Source organism: Lentzea sp. HUAS TT2, assembly GCF_051853195.1.
Lineage (GTDB): Bacteria > Actinomycetota > Actinomycetes > Mycobacteriales > Pseudonocardiaceae > Lentzea.
Window position 1 is genome coordinate 2,545,063 of the sequence record NZ_CP196667.1, and the last position, 18,100, is coordinate 2,563,162.

21 protein-coding genes and 1 pseudogene are annotated in these 18,100 nt (G+C 68.8%); 15 read left to right on the plus strand and 7 right to left on the minus strand.

The window, feature by feature from the left end; genetic code table 11:
- Nucleotides 1–76: 76 nt before the first annotated feature.
- The 11 genes and pseudogenes from ACSHWB_RS12665 (at nucleotide 77) to ACSHWB_RS12715 (ending at nucleotide 8,917) form a co-directional block, all read left to right on the plus strand.
- Nucleotides 77–985 (plus strand): ROK family protein, encoded by a 909-nt coding sequence (locus tag ACSHWB_RS12665; RefSeq protein WP_439662227.1) that lies wholly within the window; start codon nucleotides 77–79, stop codon nucleotides 983–985.
- Nucleotides 985–2,136, plus strand: a complete 1,152-nt coding sequence (gene nagA, locus ACSHWB_RS12670; protein WP_439662228.1) for an N-acetylglucosamine-6-phosphate deacetylase — start codon at nucleotides 985–987, stop codon at nucleotides 2,134–2,136. Before ACSHWB_RS12665 ends, nagA begins: the two co-directional genes overlap by 1 nt.
- Nucleotides 2,137–2,140: 4 nt before the next feature.
- Nucleotides 2,141–2,335: a hypothetical protein gene (locus tag ACSHWB_RS12675; protein WP_439662229.1), complete on the plus strand. Its 195-nt coding sequence runs from the start codon at nucleotides 2,141–2,143 to the stop codon at nucleotides 2,333–2,335.
- A 23-nt stretch (nucleotides 2,336–2,358) separates the two neighbouring features.
- Entirely contained in the window at nucleotides 2,359–3,075 is a 717-nt protein-coding gene (locus tag ACSHWB_RS12680) for a DedA family protein (RefSeq protein WP_439664582.1), read from the plus strand.
- 213 nt (nucleotides 3,076–3,288) lie between these two features.
- Nucleotides 3,289–3,363, plus strand: a pseudogene (locus ACSHWB_RS12685) (FAD-dependent monooxygenase); the annotation flags it as partial.
- A 251-nt stretch (nucleotides 3,364–3,614) separates the two neighbouring features.
- On the plus strand, nucleotides 3,615–3,824 hold the full coding sequence (locus tag ACSHWB_RS12690) for a hypothetical protein (protein WP_439662230.1): 210 nt from the start codon (nucleotides 3,615–3,617) through the stop codon (nucleotides 3,822–3,824).
- Nucleotides 3,767–4,336, plus strand: coding sequence for a TetR/AcrR family transcriptional regulator (locus ACSHWB_RS12695; protein WP_439662231.1), 570 nt, complete (start codon nucleotides 3,767–3,769; stop codon nucleotides 4,334–4,336). The genes ACSHWB_RS12690 and ACSHWB_RS12695 overlap by 58 nt, the downstream gene beginning before the upstream one ends.
- Before the next feature lie 33 nt (nucleotides 4,337–4,369).
- Nucleotides 4,370–5,515: a glycoside hydrolase family 18 protein gene (locus tag ACSHWB_RS12700; protein ID WP_439662232.1), complete on the plus strand. Its 1,146-nt coding sequence runs from the start codon at nucleotides 4,370–4,372 to the stop codon at nucleotides 5,513–5,515.
- A gap of 3 nt (nucleotides 5,516–5,518) precedes the next feature.
- Entirely contained in the window at nucleotides 5,519–5,719 is a 201-nt protein-coding gene (locus tag ACSHWB_RS12705) for a hypothetical protein (RefSeq protein ID WP_439662233.1), read from the plus strand.
- A 34-nt stretch (nucleotides 5,720–5,753) separates the two neighbouring features.
- Nucleotides 5,754–7,187: an amidohydrolase family protein gene (locus tag ACSHWB_RS12710; protein ID WP_439662234.1), complete on the plus strand. Its 1,434-nt coding sequence runs from the start codon at nucleotides 5,754–5,756 to the stop codon at nucleotides 7,185–7,187.
- A 56-nt stretch (nucleotides 7,188–7,243) separates the two neighbouring features.
- A complete protein-coding gene (locus ACSHWB_RS12715; RefSeq protein ID WP_439662235.1) occupies nucleotides 7,244–8,917 on the plus strand; it encodes a hypothetical protein in 1,674 nt (557 codons plus the stop codon).
- On the opposite strand, the gene ACSHWB_RS12720 is transcribed toward ACSHWB_RS12715, so the two are convergent.
- Complete coding sequence (locus ACSHWB_RS12720; protein WP_439662236.1) at nucleotides 8,918–10,288, minus strand: FAD-binding oxidoreductase; 1,371 nt, start codon at nucleotides 10,286–10,288, stop codon at nucleotides 8,918–8,920. It lies immediately after the preceding gene.
- Nucleotides 10,289–10,444: 156 nt separating this feature from the next.
- On the opposite strand from ACSHWB_RS12720, the gene ACSHWB_RS12725 reads away from it, so the two are divergent.
- Together ACSHWB_RS12725 and ACSHWB_RS12730 are read left to right on the plus strand one after the other, a co-directional pair.
- Nucleotides 10,445–11,092, plus strand: coding sequence for a DedA family protein (locus ACSHWB_RS12725; RefSeq protein ID WP_439662237.1), 648 nt, complete (start codon nucleotides 10,445–10,447; stop codon nucleotides 11,090–11,092).
- Between the two features lie 60 nt (nucleotides 11,093–11,152).
- Nucleotides 11,153–12,145: a right-handed parallel beta-helix repeat-containing protein gene (locus tag ACSHWB_RS12730; protein WP_439662238.1), complete on the plus strand. Its 993-nt coding sequence runs from the start codon at nucleotides 11,153–11,155 to the stop codon at nucleotides 12,143–12,145.
- 7 nt (nucleotides 12,146–12,152) lie between these two features.
- Here the strand turns inward: ACSHWB_RS12730 and ACSHWB_RS12735 are convergent, their stop codons facing one another.
- Both ACSHWB_RS12735 and ACSHWB_RS12740 read right to left on the minus strand, forming a co-directional pair.
- On the minus strand, nucleotides 12,153–12,788 hold the full coding sequence (locus tag ACSHWB_RS12735; protein ID WP_045315649.1) for a nucleoside/nucleotide kinase family protein: 636 nt from the start codon (nucleotides 12,786–12,788) through the stop codon (nucleotides 12,153–12,155).
- Nucleotides 12,752–13,597 carry a PfkB family carbohydrate kinase gene (locus tag ACSHWB_RS12740; RefSeq protein ID WP_439662239.1) on the minus strand — a complete coding sequence of 282 codons (846 nt, stop codon included), beginning with the start codon at nucleotides 13,595–13,597 and terminating at the stop codon, nucleotides 12,752–12,754. Before ACSHWB_RS12740 ends, ACSHWB_RS12735 begins: the two co-directional genes overlap by 37 nt.
- Before the next feature lie 33 nt (nucleotides 13,598–13,630).
- Between ACSHWB_RS12740 and ACSHWB_RS12745 the strand changes: the two genes are divergently transcribed.
- Nucleotides 13,631–14,608 (plus strand): LacI family DNA-binding transcriptional regulator, encoded by a 978-nt coding sequence (locus ACSHWB_RS12745; RefSeq protein WP_439662240.1) that lies wholly within the window; start codon nucleotides 13,631–13,633, stop codon nucleotides 14,606–14,608.
- Nucleotides 14,602–15,333 (plus strand): sugar phosphate isomerase/epimerase family protein, encoded by a 732-nt coding sequence (locus ACSHWB_RS12750; RefSeq protein ID WP_439662241.1) that lies wholly within the window; start codon nucleotides 14,602–14,604, stop codon nucleotides 15,331–15,333. The genes ACSHWB_RS12745 and ACSHWB_RS12750 overlap by 7 nt, the downstream gene beginning before the upstream one ends.
- Here ACSHWB_RS12750 and ACSHWB_RS12755 read toward each other — a convergent pair.
- Genes ACSHWB_RS12755 through pyrE form a run of 4 tightly spaced genes read right to left on the minus strand, consistent with a single transcriptional unit; the run spans nucleotide 15,323 to nucleotide 18,065 of the window.
- A complete protein-coding gene (locus ACSHWB_RS12755; protein WP_439662242.1) occupies nucleotides 15,323–16,420 on the minus strand; it encodes a glycoside hydrolase family 76 protein in 1,098 nt (365 codons plus the stop codon). The two genes, ACSHWB_RS12750 and ACSHWB_RS12755, sit on opposite strands and share 11 nt — an antisense overlap.
- A 25-nt stretch (nucleotides 16,421–16,445) precedes the next feature.
- Nucleotides 16,446–17,123 carry a TrmH family RNA methyltransferase gene (locus tag ACSHWB_RS12760; protein ID WP_439662243.1) on the minus strand — a complete coding sequence of 226 codons (678 nt, stop codon included), beginning with the start codon at nucleotides 17,121–17,123 and terminating at the stop codon, nucleotides 16,446–16,448.
- Complete coding sequence (locus ACSHWB_RS12765) at nucleotides 17,083–17,451, minus strand: DUF2784 domain-containing protein (protein WP_439662244.1); 369 nt, start codon at nucleotides 17,449–17,451, stop codon at nucleotides 17,083–17,085. Before ACSHWB_RS12765 ends, ACSHWB_RS12760 begins: the two co-directional genes overlap by 41 nt.
- Before the next feature lie 59 nt (nucleotides 17,452–17,510).
- On the minus strand, nucleotides 17,511–18,065 hold the full coding sequence (gene pyrE / locus ACSHWB_RS12770; protein WP_439664583.1) for an orotate phosphoribosyltransferase: 555 nt from the start codon (nucleotides 18,063–18,065) through the stop codon (nucleotides 17,511–17,513).
- Between the last annotated feature and the right edge of the window lie 35 nt (nucleotides 18,066–18,100).

Below are 18,100 nucleotides of genomic sequence, written 5' to 3' on the forward strand. Positions count from 1 at the left end.
CAGCTCGTAAGACCACGAGCCCAAATCGGTACTTGGTATAGACCAATAGGGCCTCGATGCCGCAGGATCAGTTCCCGTGGCACGCAGACACGTGGTCGCCGTTGACATCGGTGGCACCGAAACCAAGGCGGCGCTCGTCACCGGGACCTCGGAGGCGGTGGCGGCGCAGAAGCACGCCCGCCGGGCGACTCCCGGCGAGCTGGAGCCTCTCCTCGACGTCATCGCCGAGCTCGTCGACGAGCTCAGCAACGCCTCCGAGCACGAGATCGACGCCGTGGGGATCGTGGCGCCGGGCATCGTGGACGAGGCGAACGGCGTCGGCGTGTACACGACGAACCTGCCGTGGAGCCAGTTCCCGTTCAGCACTGTCCTCACCGAACGACTGGGCGTCCCCGTCGCGTTCGGTCACGACGTGCGCGCCGCGGGCCTGGCCGAATGCCGCATGGGTGCCGCCAAGGACCTGCGCAACGCGGTGATCATGCCCATCGGCACCGGGATCGCCGGCGCGCTGCTGCTGGACGGGAAGATCTTCAGCGGCGACGGGTTCGCGGGCGAGATCGGACATGTGAACGTCGGCCACGGCGTGCCCTGCGCCTGTGGCCAGATCGGCTGTGTGGAGACAGTGGCGTCCTCCGCGGCGATCGCCCGCCGGTACACCGCACGTACCGGCACCCCCGTCAAAGGCGCTGCTGAGGTCGCACTCAGGGTGCGGGACGGGGAGCAGGACGCCGTCGCCGTGTGGCACGAGGCCGTGGACGCGCTCGCCAGGGGGATCCTGGTGCTGGCAACGCTGCTCGGTCCGGAGGCCATCGTGCTCGGCGGTGGGCTCGCACTCGCAGGAGACCTGCTGGTGGAGCCCCTGCAGGAAAGGCTGGACGGGCTGATCGCCTTCCAGCGCCGACCGGAGCTTCGGCTCGCGGCGCTCGGCGACGAGGCGGGCTTCCTCGGCGCGGCGCTGCTGGCCATCGACACGCTGGAGGCGTGATGAGCACGTGGGGTGGACCTGTCGACGTGATCCTGACCGGGGGTCGGGTCGTCACGCCGGGCGGAGTGCTCGAGAACGGGTGGGTCAGCGTTCACGACGGCCGGATCGCCGCGGTCGGTGAGGGCGCCGCGCCCGACGGCCAGACGCACGACGTCAGCGGTTGCACGATCGTGCCCGGTTTCGTCGACATCCACTGCCACGGCGGTGGCGGTGCCGCGTTCACCAGCAGCGACCCGGAGAAGGTCCGGAAGGCCGCGGCGGCGCATCGCAAGCACGGCACCACGACGATGCTGGCCTCACTGGTCACGCGTCCCGTGCCGGAGCTCGCGGACCAGGTGTCGGCACTGGCCGAGCTCGTGCAGGAGGGCGTCGTCGCCGGCGTCCACCTCGAGGGCCCGTTCCTGTCCGCCGCCCGCTGCGGCGCGCACGACCCGGCGATCCTGTGCCCGCCGGAGCAGACCGCGGTGGCGAAGCTGCTCGACGCGGGCAAGGGCACCATCCGCATGGTCACCATCGCGCCCGAGCTGGAAGGCGCGGTCAAAGCCGTGCGTCAGCTCGTGGACAACAACGTCCTCGCCGCCATCGGCCACACCGACGCGACCGAGGCGCAGGTCAGGCCGGCCGTCGACGCCGGTGCGTCCGTGGCGACGCACCTGTTCAACGGCATGCGCCCGCTGCACCACCGCGAGCCCGGCCCGATCGGCGCGCTGCTGGACGATGAACGCGTGACCGTCGAGCTGATCTGCGACCTGGTGCACCTGCACCCGACCGCGGTCCGCCTCGCCGCCCGCCACGCGGGCCTCCAGCGCACCGTCCTCGTCACCGACGCCATCGCGGCGGCGAGCGTCGGCGACGGCGTGTACGACATCGGCGGCCTGGAAGTGCGCGTCGTCGACGGGGTGCCGACGTTGGCAGGAGGCGCTTCCCTGGCCGGCAGCACGCTCACGATGGACATGGCGTTCCGCAACGCCGTGAACTCGTGCGGACTGTCGCTCGTGGAGGCAACGCACGCCGCCTCGACCCGCGGAGCCGAGCTGCTCGGCCTCGACACGGGCAAGCTCGAGGCCGGACTCGCTGCGGACATCGTCGTCCTCGATGCAGAATTGAAGCCGAGGGACGTGATGGTCAGGGGCGAGTGGGTCAAGGAATAGGTGGATGGCGGACGATCCGGAACGACTGGTGACCGACGCGTTGCGAGCGCAGGCGACCAGCACGAATGCCGGATTTGCCGTACCTGTCCCAATTGACGAAGACCGTCCCGCACGCATGTCCGCGTGGTGGGTGCTGGGCCTCGCGCTGCTGTTGGGCCTGGCAGCGGGCACGGTGGCCGCAGTGATCACCCTGAGCTGACCTGTACCGTTGTCGCCGTGACGATTGCATTGGGCCCTGACTGGCTGGACCCCACCGTTCTGCTGAACGGGCTCGGCCCGTACATGCTCATCGGGCTGTGCCTCATCATCTTCGCGGAGTGCGGGCTCCTCGTCGGTTTCTTCCTGCCCGGCGACTCGCTGCTGTTCACGGCGGGTCTCTTCGTCGCGGCAGGCACGATCGACACCCCGCTCTGGCTCGTCTGCGTGCTGCTGACGGTGTGCGCGTTCGTCGGCAACGTCGCCGGTTACTACATCGGCGCGAAGGCCGGCCCTGCGCTGTTCAGCAAGCCCGAGTCGAAGATCTTCAAGAAGGAGTACGTCGACAAGACGCAGGAGTTCTTCGACAAGTACGGCGCGCGCGCCATCGTCCTCGCCCGGTTCGTGCCGATCGTCCGCACGTTCATCACGGCGATGGCCGGTGTCGGCAAGATGGACCCGAAGAAGTACTTCACGTACTCCGCGATCGGCGGCGTGGCGTGGGCCGCGGGTCTGACGATCCTGGGCTACTTCCTCGGCCAGGTGTCGTTCATCAAGAACAACCTCGAGATCACGCTGCTCGCCATCGTCTTCCTGTCGGTCGTGCCGATCATCATCGAGGTGATCAAGGCGCGCAGGGAGAAGAAGACGCTCGTGCAGGCCGAGGCGGACGACATCACGCAGGTCATGCAGGCTCAGATCCAGGACGACTCGACGCAGATCATCCCCCGCGTGGAGCGCTGACTCAGGCGAAAGCCCGTCTGTTCCGGCAGGCGGGTTTTTTGCTGACGTGGTTTAAATACAGATCTGTACTGTATTTGTATTGTCATCGATGGGGGGCAGGTCCGACCGGCTTGGCGCTGGCGTGCGGACTCCGGCAGTTCGGGGTGGAAGGGGTACGGGTCGTGGACGCGGCCGACGGACCGGCCACGACGTCGAGGGCTCGGCGGCCAGGGCATGAACACCGGGCTCGGCGACGCGGACAACCTGGCCTGGAAGCTCGCGCTCGTCGTGCGGGGCAACGCCTCCGCACAGCTGCTGGACAGCTATGAGGCCGAACGCAGGCCGATCGGCGCGCAGGTGTTCAGGTCGACCACGCCCGCGACGCGGATGGTCCTGGGCTCCGGGCGCGCCGCGCGGATCTTCCGGAACAACGTCGTCTGGCCCGCGCTGAACATCGGTGCGGTGCAACGGAAGCTGATCCGCGCCACCTCACAGCTGGACGTGCGGTATTCGGGTCCGCTGGGCGGGCCGCGCGTGCCGTTGTTCGCGAAGGCGGGCAGATGGGTGCTGGCGGGCCCCAGACCTGCCTGGAGGTGGCGCGCGAACGGCTCGGCGACGTCGTGCACCATGAACGCGCAGGCGAGACGCTGCTGGTGCGCCCCGACGGGCACCTCGCCTGGCGCGGCCCGACTTCCCCCGAGAGGCTTTCCGCGTGGCTGAACGAAGTGCTGGGCGTCCCCGCGACCCCGAGGCGGACAACGCGATCCTGACGGCCGCTTTCGAGCTGTTCCTGGAGCGCGGCCTCGACGGCACGTCGATCGAGCAGGTGGCCCGTCGCGCCGGGGTGACCCGCGCGACGGTCTACCGCCGGTTCGCCACGAAGGAGGACCTGCTGCTCAGCGTCATGGAACTGCCGCGCGGCCTGCCGGAGCTCGATCCGGAACGGATCGCGGTCACGCCGGTCGAGGACACCGTGCGGGCGTACGCGCACATGATGTCGTCTTCGCAGGCGGTGTTGCTGCTGCGGCGGATCATCGGTGCCTCCGCCGACCACTTCGGGTTGGTGCAGCGGTACTGGGACCTGTTCATCGCTCCCCGCCGGGCGGCGATGCAGGAGGCGATGCGTCCCGGTTTTCCGCCCGGGACCGACCTCTCCATGGTGATGGACGTCCTCGGAGGTGCGTTTTTCTACCGCGCGCTGACCCGGCCGGACCTCGCGGACGCCGCATCGTTGGAGGCGTATCTGCTGGCGGTCTTGCGGCAGGCCGGACACCGGCCCTAGGTTGCTAGTGGTCTGGACCACTGGAGGCGCGTGATGTCGTTGTTCCGCAAGGGGTTGGCGGTCACCCTGGCCGCGCTTTCCGTCTCGGCCGGAATCGGTGTCGCCGACGCCTCGCCCAGGAAGATCGTGGGCGCCTACTACGGGAACTGGTACAGCGGCTCGAAGCCGATCTCGTCGATCCCCTCGGACACGCCGATCACGCACCTGTTCTACGCGTTCTCGCTCATCGAGAACGGCAAGTGCGTGATGCCGGCGGTGACCGCGGCCAAGGACTTCGCGGACATCCGCGACCTGAAGAAGCGCAAGTCCTCGCTGAAGGCGCTGATCTCGCTGGGCGGCTGGGGTGCGGGCGGTTTCTCCGACGCCGCACTGACTCCTGCCTCGCGCAAGACGCTCGTTCAGTCCTGTGTGGACCTGTTCTTCCGCGACGGCACGTTCGACGGCATCGACCTCGACTGGGAGTTCCCGGTCTACGGCGGCCCGGCGGAGATCACGGACCGCCCCGAGGACAAGCGCAACATGACGCTGCTGACCCGCGACTTCCGCAAGGCGCTGGGCTCGCGCAAGCTCGTCACCGCCGCACTGCCCGCCGGCAGGCTGCAGACCGACGGCCCGTACGACCCGGCGAAGTCGTTCGAACTGCGTGAGCTGTCGCAGATCATGGACTTCATCAATGTCATGACCTACGACCTGGGCACCGGTTTCTCGCCCGTGGCCACGTTCAACGCCGGGTTCCGCGAGGTCGCCAACGACCCGATGCCCGCGGCCGACCGCAAGTGGAACAACGTCGTCGGCGCCATCGACTACTACGAACGGCACGGCGTCTCGCCGCGCAAGATGGTGCTGGGCACGCCGTTCTACGGCCGCGGCTTCAACGTCAGGACCGAAGGCCCGCAGCACGGTCTCTACCAGGCCTACGACAGCGCGTTCTGGGTCGACGGCTACGACGAGGCGCTGAAGCTGAAGGCGACGCCGGGCTGGAAGGAGTACTGGCACCCGGTCGCGCAGTCGCCGTGGCTGTACAACGCGGCGGAGAAGAAGTTCGTGTCGTACGAGAACCCGCGATCGATCGGGATCCGCGCGGACTTCGCTCGCGCACGCGGTCTGCTCGGCACGTTCATGTGGGAGCTCGGGCACGACGACGCCCAGCACTCGCTGCTCAAGGCCATGTCCCGCTAGGTGATGCACCAGGCAGAGGACCGCATCGCGTTGCTGCGCCAGGCTTTGCGGAGCCGGGACGCGTGGCAGGTGTCGGCCGCGCTGAGGTACGTCGCAGAGACGCTCGCTCCCGAACACCGCGCGGCGCTGGTGCCCGATCTCGTCGAGCTCAGCGCCAGCCCGCTCTGGGCGTCCGACGCGCGGCAGGTGCTCGAAAGGATTTGAGTCTCACGTAGCGTCAAGGTGTTGGTTGAACGGCATGACCGACACCACTCGACGTGAAGTGCTGGGATGGCTGGCCGGACTCGGCGTGGCGGCGGGCGCGGGCCTGCTGCCTGGCCGAGCCGACGCCTCCACGGACGTCACCGCGTTGCGCGACGTCACGCTCATCGACTCGGCCGGCGTTCGACCAGGCGCGACGATCGTGCTGGCGGACAACAGGGTTCTCGCGGTCGGCTCGTGCGACCTGCCGTTGCCGCGCGGATCCACGGTGCTGAACCTCTCCGGCAAGTTCGTCATCCCCGGCCTGTGGGACATGCACGTGCACGGCGCGTACATGGACCGGATCACGCTGCCGCTGTGCCTGGCCAATGGCGTGACGGGCATCCGCGAGATGTGGGGTTTCCCGCCGATCTACGAGCTGCGCGAACGGATCGAGCGCGGCGAGGTCTTCGGGCCGAAGCTGGTCGTCGGCAGCACGATCATCGACGGCCCTCACTCGACATTGCCCGGCGCGTTGGTCGTCAGCACGCCCGACGAAGGACGCCAGGCCGTGCGGGACGCGAAGACGCAGGGCGCGGACTTCGTGAAGGTCTACTCGTACCTCGACCGCGCCACGCTCACGGCCATCGCGGACGAGTGCTCACGGCAGGCCATCACGTTCGCCGGGCACTGCTCGAACCACGTGCCGCTGGGCGACGCGAGCGACCTGGGCCAGCGCACGTTCGAGCACATGTACGGCCTGCCGCTCGCCACCAGCACGCGGGAGACCCAGCTGCGCCAGGCGATCGCGGACCTGCCGCTCGACCCGGCCAACTCGTTCGCGTGGTTCAAGCAGGTGCTGGAGTTCGAACGCCAGGCCGCCTTGTCGCACAGTCGAAGCAAGGTGGTGCAGCTCGCGAAACGGTTGCAACGCAACAACTCCGCGCTGGTGCCGACGATGGTCACGATGCGGGTGCTCGCCAGCCCCGCCGACCGGTTCGCGAACGACCCGCGGATGAAGTACATGCCAGCGTTCTACCGGGACTTCTGGCGCGACGGCCTGAAGAACTGGGCCCCGGTGACCGACCAGGAGATCCGGCAGCAGGCCGAGTTTCTCCGGCGCCGCATGGCACAGGTCCGCGAGATGCACGACCACGGCGTCGAGGTCCTGGCCGGCACGGACGCGGGCAACCCGTACACGTTCCCCGGTTTCTCGGTGCACGACGAGCTGGAGCTGCTGGTGGAGGCGGGCCTGCCGGCCAAGGCGGCGTTGAAGGCCGGCACTCGGGGTGCCGCGGTGAAGCCTGGTGAGGCGGCGAACCTCGTGGTGCTCGACGGCAACCCGCTCTCCGACATCCGCAACACGCAACGGACCCACACCGTGCTGACGCGCGGCCGGGTGCTCGGGCCGGCGGAGCGGCAGCAGATGCTCGCAGACGTGGAAAAGGCAGCTCAGGAGCCGATTACCGCTGTTCAGCAGGCGTGTTGCTGAGCTAGGGTCTGCCCCGATCCGGCATGGGGGCCGGACTTTCGTGGGGGGACATACGCATGAGACGTGCCTTGAGCACGCTGCTGATCGCTGCCGGGGTCACGGCCTTCGCCGCGGCCCCGGCCACCGCCGACCCGGTGTCGTTGCCGATGCCCGTGACCGGGCAGAGCTACACCGACCTGCGCACGCCGAACCAGACCCAGACCGGCAAAGACCTCCCGGTCGGCGCGTGGCGCGACGAGGAGAACCGGTTCCACTCCTCGAAGGCCTACTTCACCGTCGACCTCACCCGGCTGCGCGGCACCAGGATCTTCACCGCACGCGCCTACTCGCGCGAGACGGCGGTGACCGACTGCGCGAAGCCCCGTTCGGTCGAGCTGTGGCACACGAAGCTCGCCGAGCAGCCCACGTGGCTCAAGGCGCCGCGGGAGCTCACCCGGTTCGAGACCGGCGTGACCGGCCAGTGCCAGGCCAACGTGAGCTGGGAGATCACCGACGTCATCACCAGGGCGGTGGCCGCGGGCCAGGAGAAGGCCACGTTCTCCCTGCGGATGGCGGGCGGCAAGCAGTTCGACACGGGCTACGGCCGCCGGTACGCCCCGGTGTCCGTCGAGGTCAGCTACAACACGCCGCCGAGCGCGGCGACCGACCCGCGGGTGAACGGCCTGCCCTGCACCGCGACCGGCGACCTCGTCAACCGGCCGCCGCAGCTGTCCGCGGTCGTCACCGACGCCGACCCCTTCCCCGGCTTCCAGGTCCGGTACGTGGTGGCCGATGTGGCCGACCCGGCGAAACGGCACGAGGGAACCGTGAACGCGTACATGCCGTTCGTGGTGCCCTCAGGGTTCGCCGAACACGGCCACACCTACGAGTGGACCGCGCAGGGTGAGGACGGGTACGACCGCGGCCCGGCCAGCACGCCGTGCCGGTTCACGGCCGACCTGCTCGGGCCGGCCGTCGCGCCGGTCGTGACGACGACGGACTTCCCGCAGACCGGCGCGGGACTGCCCGGCACGTTCACCTTCGACGCGGGTGGGGACGAGGACGCCGTCGAGTTCACCTACGACGGCGCCGGGCAGTACGGCACCGTGCGGGCGGACCGGCCCGGCGGCAAGGCGACGCTCACGATGCGGGTGCCCACCTCGGGTCCCAACCGGATCGAGGTGCGCTCGGTCGACCGGCTCGGCAACCTCTCCGCCCCGACCCGGTACGACTTCTGGGTGCGGCCGTCCTGGCCGACCGTGACCGTGCCGCAGGGCGAGATCCCGCTCGGCACCGAGGTCGAAGTGTCGTTGCGCTCGGCCGAGCGCGACATCACCTCGTTCGTCTACGAGATCACCGGTGCGCCGGGCTCGGTCACCGTGCCCGCGGTCGACGGCGCGGCAGCGGTACGGGTGCGGGTCACCGATCCGTGGGTGACCCGGCTGTACGTCCGGGCGAGGAACTCGGACGGCGATCTCACCCAGTCCGGGGTCGGCGAGATCCACGTCGCGCCTTCGGAGCCCGTGGTGACCAAGAACGGCGACCTGGTCACGTTCGCGCCCGGCATGCCCGGCGTCACCGAGTACCTGTACCGCGTCAACTACGGCGAGGAGCAGACGGTCGCCGCCGGTCCTGACGGCGCGGTGACGCTGCCGATCGACTTCGGCGACCACCCGTTCCCGAACGTCGAGGTGCGCAGCCGGACGGCGGACGGCCTGGTCTCCAGGACCGCGTCGTTCCACGTGGAGTAGCTAGAACATCGAGCCGGGGTTGAACAGGTTCTCCGGGTCCAGCGCGCGTTTGATCTCGCGGTGGACCCGGAGCCCGACCGGCCCGATCTCCTTCGCCAGCCACTCGCGCTTGATCTTGCCGATGCCGTGCTCGCCGGTGACCGTGCCGCCGAGCGCGAGCCCCACGGCGAGGATGTCGTCGAACGCCTTCTGCGCGCGGGCGAACTGGTCGGCGTCCGCGGGGTCGTAGACGATCGTCGGGTGCATGTTGCCGTCGCCGGCGTGGCCGACCACGGCGATCTTCAGGCCGACCTCCTTGGAGATGTCCTCGCAGCCCTGGATCAGTTCGGCGATGCGGGTGCGGGGCACGCACACGTCGTCCGTCAGCCACGAGCCGTAGATCTCCAGCGCGGTGAGCACGGCCCGGCGCGCGGTCAGCAGGTCGCGGCCCTCGTTGACGTCCTGGGTCGAGTAGACGAGGTCTGCCTCCAGGCAGATCTCCTCGATCTTCTGGAGCTCGTGCCTGGCCTGTTCACCGCCCGCGTCGGACTGGCAGATCAGCAGCGCGGCGCAGCCGGGTCCGGCGCCGAGCTCAGTCTTCAGGTACTGCTCGACGGCCTCGATCGAGGTGCGGTCCATGATCTCCATCAGCGACGGCACCAGGCCCTCGCGGACGATCCTGCTGACCGCGGCGCCCGCGGTGGCGGTGCTGCTGAACGCGGCGACCAGCGTGGCGGGGGCCTGCGGGAGGGGCCTCAGTGCGAGCGTGGCCTTGGTGATCACGCCGAGCGTGCCCTCTGAGCCGATGAAGAGCTTGGTGAGGTCGTAGCCCGCGACGCCCTTGACCGTGCGCCGGCCGGTCGTGAGCACCTCGCCGTCGGCCAGGACTACCTCCAGGCCGAGCACCGAGTCGGTGGTCACGCCGTACTTCACGCAGCACAGGCCGCCGGCGTTGGTGGAGAGGTTGCCGCCGATCGTGCACCAGTCGTAGCTGCTCGGGTCCGGTGGGTAGAACAGCCCGTCCTTCTCGACGGCGCCGCGCAGGTCGAGGTTGACCACGCCGGGCTCGACGACGGCCAGGCGGTTGTCGGTGTCGATCTCGACGATCGCGTTCATCTTGGTCATCACGAGGACCACGCAGCCCTCGATGGCGTTCGCGGCGCCGGACAGACCGCTGCCCGCGCCCCGCGGCACGATCGGGACCCGGTGGCTCGCGCACGCTCTCACGACCGCCTGGACCTGCTCGGTGTTCAGCGGGAACACCACGGCCAACGGGCTGCCGTGCGGCGCCAGGGGCATCATGTCGCGCTGGTAGCTCGCGGTGACGTCGGCATCGGTCAGGACACCCGAGTCACCCACTGCGGCGCGGAGTTCAGCGAGCAGGCTCTCCATATCGACCACGCTAGTCCGATTCGACTGGTTCACTCGATGGTGATCTCGACAGAAGGGAGTTCACGCAGTGACTCAGCGTGCTCAATCCAGATTTCGCCCACCCGTCAACCCGATGTCGCCGTCCCGACGGCACAGCACGACGTAGGCTGGCTCACCGTGGCGCATGCTTTCGCCTCGCTGGAGACCGCGGGTCCGGTGGCCGTCTGGGTCATCGTGCTGAGCTTCATCTTCGTCGAGTGCGCTTTCATCTTCGGGCTCTTCCTGCCCGGTGACTCGCTGCTGTTCGCGGCCGGCGTGGTGCTGGCGACGCACAACAGCGAGCTGTCGGCGTGGTTGTTGTCCCTCGCGGCTCTCATCATCGCCGTCGTCGGCAACCAGGTCGGGTACTTCATCGGCCGCGGCACCGGCACGCGCATGCTCGCGCGCAAGGGCGGCAAGGTGCTGAACCGGCACAACCTCAAACGTGCCGGCGACTTCCTCGACCGGCGTGGTTTCTGGGCCGTCGTGCTCGCCCGCTGGATCCCGTGGATCCGCACGCTGGCGCCGATGATCGCCGGTGCCGCGCGGATGGACCTCCGCCGGTTCACGCTGGCCACGACCATCGGCGCGATCGCGTGGGTGCCGACGCTCGTGCTCGCCGGTTACTACGGCGCCGGCGTCCTGCAGACGTTCCCGTGGCTCGAGACCGCTGCGATCATCGTCAGCATCGCGTTCTTCCTCGGCGGCACCGGGTGGGGCATCTGGCGCTACCGCCAGGAGATGCAGAAGCCGATCGACGAAACGGTCGAAGTCGGAACGAACTAGCGACAAATCTCCTGAACAGTGCTTACCTGTCCTTTCACGTGAAGGGCGGGGAGGCCTGTCATGCGATTGCTCTGTTCATTCATGGTTTTAATTGCCCTGTTCGGCTCAGTAACACCGGCACAGGCACAACCGATGCCGCAATGCGGTCAAGTAATCACGCAGAACTTCACACTGATGGGCGATTGGGGTTGCGGTAACGGGCCGGCGCTCATCGTCGGAGCAAATGGGTTGAGAATCAACCTGAATGGACACACCCTGAGTGGCACCCCCGCCATCAGGATGATCGACGTCGACGGCACGACGGTCCGGAACGGCACCATCCCCAGCAACATCGAGGCGGTCAGCGCGACCAACACCCGGTTCGTCGACATGACCATGGGGCAGCCGAGCTCGGCCTCGGGTGGCGACTGGACCGGCTCGACGGTGACGTTCGTGCGCAGCAAGATCACCATGTGGCGGCTGTTCTGCGGGACGCACTGCCAGTTCCAGGACAGCACGTCCAGCCTGAACCAGATCTACGCCGACCACCTGGTCCTCCGGAACGGCGGCTGGCACGCCATCAACTTCGTCGGGGCCCTCAAGGCCGACGTCGTCAACACCACGCTGCACGCCCTCACCATCGGCGGGCTCGAACGGCTGACCATCCGGGGCAGCGAGCTCAAGGGCGCCGAGGTGATCGCGACAGGCCGGATCGAACTGCTGAACAACACCTTCAGCACCGGCAACTGGCTCGGCGTCCACCGGCCGGTCAGCGGCATCATCCGCGGCAACAGGTTCGAGAAGATGCAGCAGGCCGGGCTGGCAGTGCGGGCGCCGTCGACTCTCAACGGCCCATTGCTGATCGAACGCAACACATTCGCCGACAACCGGCGCGACGGCCTGCGAATCGACGTGCCGATTCCACTCGACATCACCGTGCGCAGGAACACGAGTGAGAACAACGGCCAGTACGGAATGTGGGCGCCGGAGGGTGCCGTCACCGACGGCGGCAGGAACGTGTCGAACAACGACGCGCTCGGCTGCTTCACCATCGTGTGCGGTTCAGGGGGATGACGAACCGCTAGAGAACCTCGGTGATCAGCAGGTCCGCTGATCCTTTCGACGAGTTCACCATCAACGCGTTGACGTGGTCCGTGCCGTGCAGCACCCGTTCCTCCGCCTCCGACAAGGTGCGCCCGTACCGCAGGTGGCGGTCGATCAGGCGTTGCACGCGCACGTCCTCGTCGATGAACAGGAACCACGCCTCGTCCAGGATGATCCGGACGCGTTTCCACTTGTCGTAGTTGAGCAGCAGGTAGTTGCCCTCGGTGACGACGAGCGGGACGTCCGGGTGCACCGGCACCGCGCAGGCGATCGGTTCCTCGATCTCGCGGCGGAACTCCGGCGCGTAGATCATGTCCGGCCCGCACGCCTTGATCCGGCCGAGCAGGTCCACGTAGCCGGGGATGTCGAACGTGTCGGGCGCGCCCTTGCGTTCGACCAGCCGCAGCCGTTCCAGCTCGCTCTGCGCGAGGTGGAAGCCGTCCATCTCGACCAGCACGGCCTGGCCGTCGAGTGCCTCGACGAGCCGCCGCGCGAGTGTCGACTTGCCCGAACCGGGTGCGCCGCCGATGCCGAGAATCTTGCGCTCACCCTGGTCGGTGAGCACCCGAGCCCGTTCTAGCAGCTCGTCGAACCTGACCTGCTGTCCTGCCACCGCGCCAGCCTCTCAACCCAGTCCCCGACCGCACCGACGCGAACGGCGGCCGCCTCCGACGCGAAGCCGATGGCCTCCACCGGGTCCGCTCCTGACGCCAGCGCGTAGGCGTACGCGCCGTGCCAGACGTCGCCGGCACCGTTCGTGTCCTTCACCTCCACCGCGGGCACGGGCAGCTCTCCCGTCGAGCCGTTCCGGGACCAGGTGACCGGCCTCGCACCCTGCGTGCGAATGACCAGCGGCACCCCGTAGGAGTGCACCTCGGCCTCGGACCGCTCGAACCCGTGAGAGCAGGCGGCCACGTCCACCAGCGGCAACAGGTGATCGAGGACAGGTTTCCAGCTCCCGGCGTCGAGCACCACAGGCAATCCCATGGCTTTCGCCTGCCGGGCGACGGGGATCACCAGGCCTTCGTGGTGTCCGTCCAAGAGGACCACGTCCGCGACCTGCAGAAGATCAGACAAATCCGGCGCCGTGACGGGCACCGAGGCGTTGCGCGAAACGACCGTGCGCTCTCCATCTGAGTCTCTGACGACGACCATGCTCACGGGCGTCGTGCCCGGTACGGCGGTCACTTGGACCGGCTCCAAGGAAGCCCTGACGAATTCACCCAGTGCGTCGGCACCCAACGCGGTGAGCAGAGCCGACGATCCGCCCAGCGCCGCGACCGCACGGGCCGCGTTCGCCGCCGGGCCGCCCGGCGAGAGCACCGCGCCGAGCGAGCGGATCTTCTGGCCGGGTTCGGGGAACTCGTCCACCCGTTGGGTCACGTCGAGAGTTGTGAGCCCGACACACAGCACGGCTGCCATCTGGGCTTCCTCCAAACGGGTAAGGTCCGAGCCATGGTCACCATGCGGGATGTAGCGGCTCTCGCGGGAGTCTCCATCACCACGGTGTCACACGTGATCAACGAGACGAGGCCGGTCGCGGGGGACACGCGCGAGCGCGTCCAGAAGGCGATCGACGAGACCGGGTACACGGGGGACGCGATCGCGCGTTCGCTGGTCATGGGCGGCACGAAGTCGCTGGGCCTGGCCGTGTCACTGGTCTCGCACCCGTACTTCGCCGAGCTGATCGCCGCCATCGAGTCCGAGGCGACTCGCAACGGCTATTCGCTCGTGCTGATCGACACGAGAGACACCCCCGAGTCCGAGCAGACAGCGGTCAGAATGCTGCGTTCGCGAAGAGTCGACGGGCTGCTGCTCACGCCGTCGGCCGGTACCGGGGGAAGTCTCGTGCTGCCGGAGCTCAAGAGACTGGGCATCCCCACCGTGCTGGTGGACCGCCTGACCGTGTCCAAGGACATCGACCAGGTCGGCCCGGAGAACGTGCAGGCCACCTCCGGCCTGGTCAAGCACCTCGCCGAGCTCGGGCACCGCCGGATCGGCATCGTCTGCGGCCAGACGGGCGTGGCGACGACGGAGGAGCGCATCCTCGGTTACCGCCTCGGCCTCGGCCGCGCCGGCCTGAAGTGGGACGAGGCCCTGGTGTCGCAGAGCGGCTGGCTCGCGCCGCTGCTCGACCAGGAGGACCCGGCCACGGCCGTCGTCGCGGCGGACCACCTCGTCACGGTCGGCATGCTGCACGAGGCACGTGCCCGCGGCCTGAAACTCGGCACGGACCTGGCCGTCGTCGCCTACGACGAGGTCGAGTGGGCCACCCTGATCGAACCGCCGCTCACCACGCTGGCCCAGCCGGTCGAGGAGATCGGACGGACCGCGGTGAAGCTGCTGCTCTCCCGCATCGCCGAACCCGAAAGGCCCCCGGAGACGATCCGGCTCGCGCCCTCTCTCAGGCACAGGCAGTCCTGCGGATGCTGATCCCCGGTCTCGTCTCGGTGACGTTCCGGCAGCTCACGGTCGAGGAGATCGGCGAGCTGGCGACGGAGTGCGGCCTGCAGGCCGTCGAGTGGGGCGGCGACGTGCACGTGCCGCCCGGCGACGTCGCGGCGGCGCGACGGGCGCTGGACACAGGCCTGAAGGTGGCCGCGTACGGGTCGTACTACCGCGCGGGCGTGTCCGACCGCGCCGACCTGGCGCCGATCCTGGAGACCGCGGCCGAGCTCGACGCGCCGTTCGTGCGGGTCTGGGCGGGTACCGCGGGGTCGGCCGAGTGCCCCGACCGCGCGCCGGTGGTCGAGGCGTTGCAACACGCCGTCGAACATGCCGACGCGATGGGCACGAAGATCGCCCTCGAGTACCACCCGAACACGCTGACGGACACCCTGGACTCGGCCGTGCAACTGCTGGACGAGGTCGACGGCGTCGTGTCGTACTGGCAGCCGCGCGGGGGCCAGGACGTGTTCTCGGCCGTGCACGAGGTGCGGACGCTGGAACCGGTGACGGCGCACGTCTTCTCGTGGGGTAGCGGTGGCTTCAAGGAGCGGTTCCCGCTCGCGGAGCGCCGAGACCTGTGGAAGCCCGTGCTGAGCGAGCTGGCGCGCGACGGCCTCGAACGCAACGCGCTGCTGGAGTTCGTGCTGGACGACTCGCCGGAGCAGTTCCGCGCGGACGCCAAGACTCTGCTGAGCTGGCTCAAGCCGTAGCGACGTCCAGGCCGCGGCGTTCGAGCAGGGCGGCCGCCTCCAGGCACATCCAGCCGCCGAGCTGGACGGACAGGTCGCGGCCCTCCTTCTCGTCCGCCGGGACCGTCCACTCCGGACCGAACAACGGGCCGCTCACCGCCATCACGCGGTTGTTCCACGCCGCTTCCGCCGACTGCACAACGAGTTCCCTGGCCAGATCAGCGGTCTCGTGCCGGTCGGGGTCGAGATCGGGGATCGTCAGCGCGGCCTCGGCGAGGTAGCGCGTCAGAATCCCCCCGAACAGGCCGCCGTCACCACCGCCGTGACCCCGGATCACGCCGTTGGTGGCGAGGTCGTCGTGCACGGCGGTGATCGTGCGGGCGGCCTTGTCGAGCCACTTGTCCTGCTGGCCGTGCTTGGCCAGCTCGACGCACGCGCCGATGAGAACTCCTTGGCAGTACGTGTAGATGTTCTTCTCGTACTCGCGGATCTCGCCGTTGGGGTGGACGTGCAGACCGTCCCACGCGAGGCCGTTGCCGGGGTCGACCAGGTGCTCCTCGACCCAGTCCACGATGGACCGCGCGCGGGCGAGGTCGGTGCGTTCGTTCTGGCGGGCCAGGAAGATCGCGGCAGGGCCGTTCGCGGGGACGTTCTTGAAGTCGTCGTTGCGCTTCCACCAGATGCCGCCGCCGGCGTGGTCGGTCCAGCCGTCGCGCAGCCGCACCGCGATCGCGTCGAGCGCCTTGGGCTTCGCGATGCCGACCTCGTGCTGGGCGCGCTGCAGGGCGAGGCCGAGCCACGCGATGTCGTCGTAGAAGTCGTTGGTCCAGCCCAGGACGTTGCGGACCCGGATGCCCCGCACGACCTTGGCGATGGCCGTCTTGCGCAGCTCGTTGGGCGAACGCAGGTAGCCGTCGATCATGCAGTCGAGCAGGTGCGCCTGCCACCAGTAGTTGAAGCTCGTGTGGATCTTGTCCCGGAACAGGGGCGGCCACGCCCTCGCTCCGAGGAGGGTGCCCGGCACACCCCAGACCCGCCGCAGGTGCCTGGAATACACCGCGCGCTCAGCGACACCGGCTCGCGCCGCCAGCAGTTTCGCGATCACCACTTGGTCATGGTGAGTGCTTGACCGATCAAGAAGCTCGGTGAATCGCCCAGTGGTAGAGGCCCATGGCCACAGATGTTGTCAGGTTGTAACTGCTGACCTTCTCGCGCATGGGCAGCCGGACGATCCGGGAGGCCTGCGCGCGGACCTCCTGCGACAGGCCGTGGCGTTCCGATCCGAACGCCAGCACGGCGTCGTCGGGGATCGGCCCCTCGAGCAGGTCGCCGTCCGCGTCGAACGCGATCAGTTCGCCCGCGAAGTCCAGCGATGTGACTTTGGCGACGGGCAGCGCGAAATGCAGCCCGGCGGAGCCCCTGAGCACGTTGGGGTGCCACGGGTCGACGTCACCGGTGGAGATCACGCCACCCGCGTCGAGCCCGGCAGCCACCCGGATCGCGGCACCGAAGTTGCCGAGGTTGCGCGGGTTGTCGAGCAGGACGACCGGGGCGTTGCGGTCGAACGCCAGGTCCGGCCGCTCCGCGAACCCCGCCACACCGGTCGGGTGCAGGCGGCCCGCCCTGAGCTTGAACTGGTTCTGGTCGACCTCGGTGGCGGCCTCGAACCGCTCGCGCAGATCCGGTGCGTGCGTCTGCGCGAGACCGATCGCGGCGGCGAGGTCCGTCGTGATCAACGGCTGCACGTCGGCGCCGAAGCGCAACGCGTGCTTAACAGCGTGAAAGCCTTCGAGCAGCACGGTGACCAGCATAGAAGCCGACCCACGAGACCAGGACGATCGACCCCAGCACCAGTTGGACCAGTGTCGACGCGCTCTCCGGGTACCAGACGCCGTCGATGTAGTGGTCGATGAAACCCGTGCCCAGCGGCGGCATCCCCGCCTGCGCGCGGAAGAACTCCTCCGCCGTCGTCAACGGGCACGTCACGGGCACCAGCAGGCTGAGAATCGCCCACGCGCCGATCGCCATGTGCGGGTAGATCACGCCGCGCCACCGCCATGCGACGTACCCACCCACGAGCAGGAACGCCAGCACCGCGAAGTGCAGGAGCATGACCGCTTCAGCAAAGACCCTGGCCATTCGCACCACCCCGTCCTCCAGCCTAGGACGGGGTGGCTCGAAGCGCTCTCGATAAAACCTCAGGCGAGCCCGAGGTCGTTCAGGTCGAGCAGGTAGCGGTACGGCAGACCCTCGGCCTCGATGGCCTCCTTGGCGCCCGTGCCGCGGTCGACGACCGTGGCGACGCCGATCACGTCGGCACCGTGCTCGCGCAGCGCCGCGACGGCCGTGAGCACCGAACCACCGGTGGTGGAGGTGTCCTCGACCGCGAGCACGCGCTGACCGCGCACGTCGATGCCCTCGATCTGGCGCTGCATGCCGTGGGCCTTGTTCGCCTTGCGCACGACGAACGCGTCGAGCACGTCACCGTCGGCACCGGCGGAATGCATCATCGCGTAGGCGACGGGGTCCGCGCCGAGGGTGAGACCGCCGACCGCGACGAAGTCCCAGTCGGACGTGAGCTGCCGCAGCAGCTTGCCGATCAGCGGGGCCGCCGCGTGGTGCAGGGTCGCCCGCCGCAGGTCGACGTAGTAGTCGGCTTCCTTGCCGCTGGAGAGGGTCACCTTGCCGTGCACCACGGCCAATTCGCTCACGAGACGAGCGAGTTCTGACTTTGCGTTCGAGTCCAAGACCACTTCAGTTCGCACGGGTCGTGAGCTTCGCACACCCG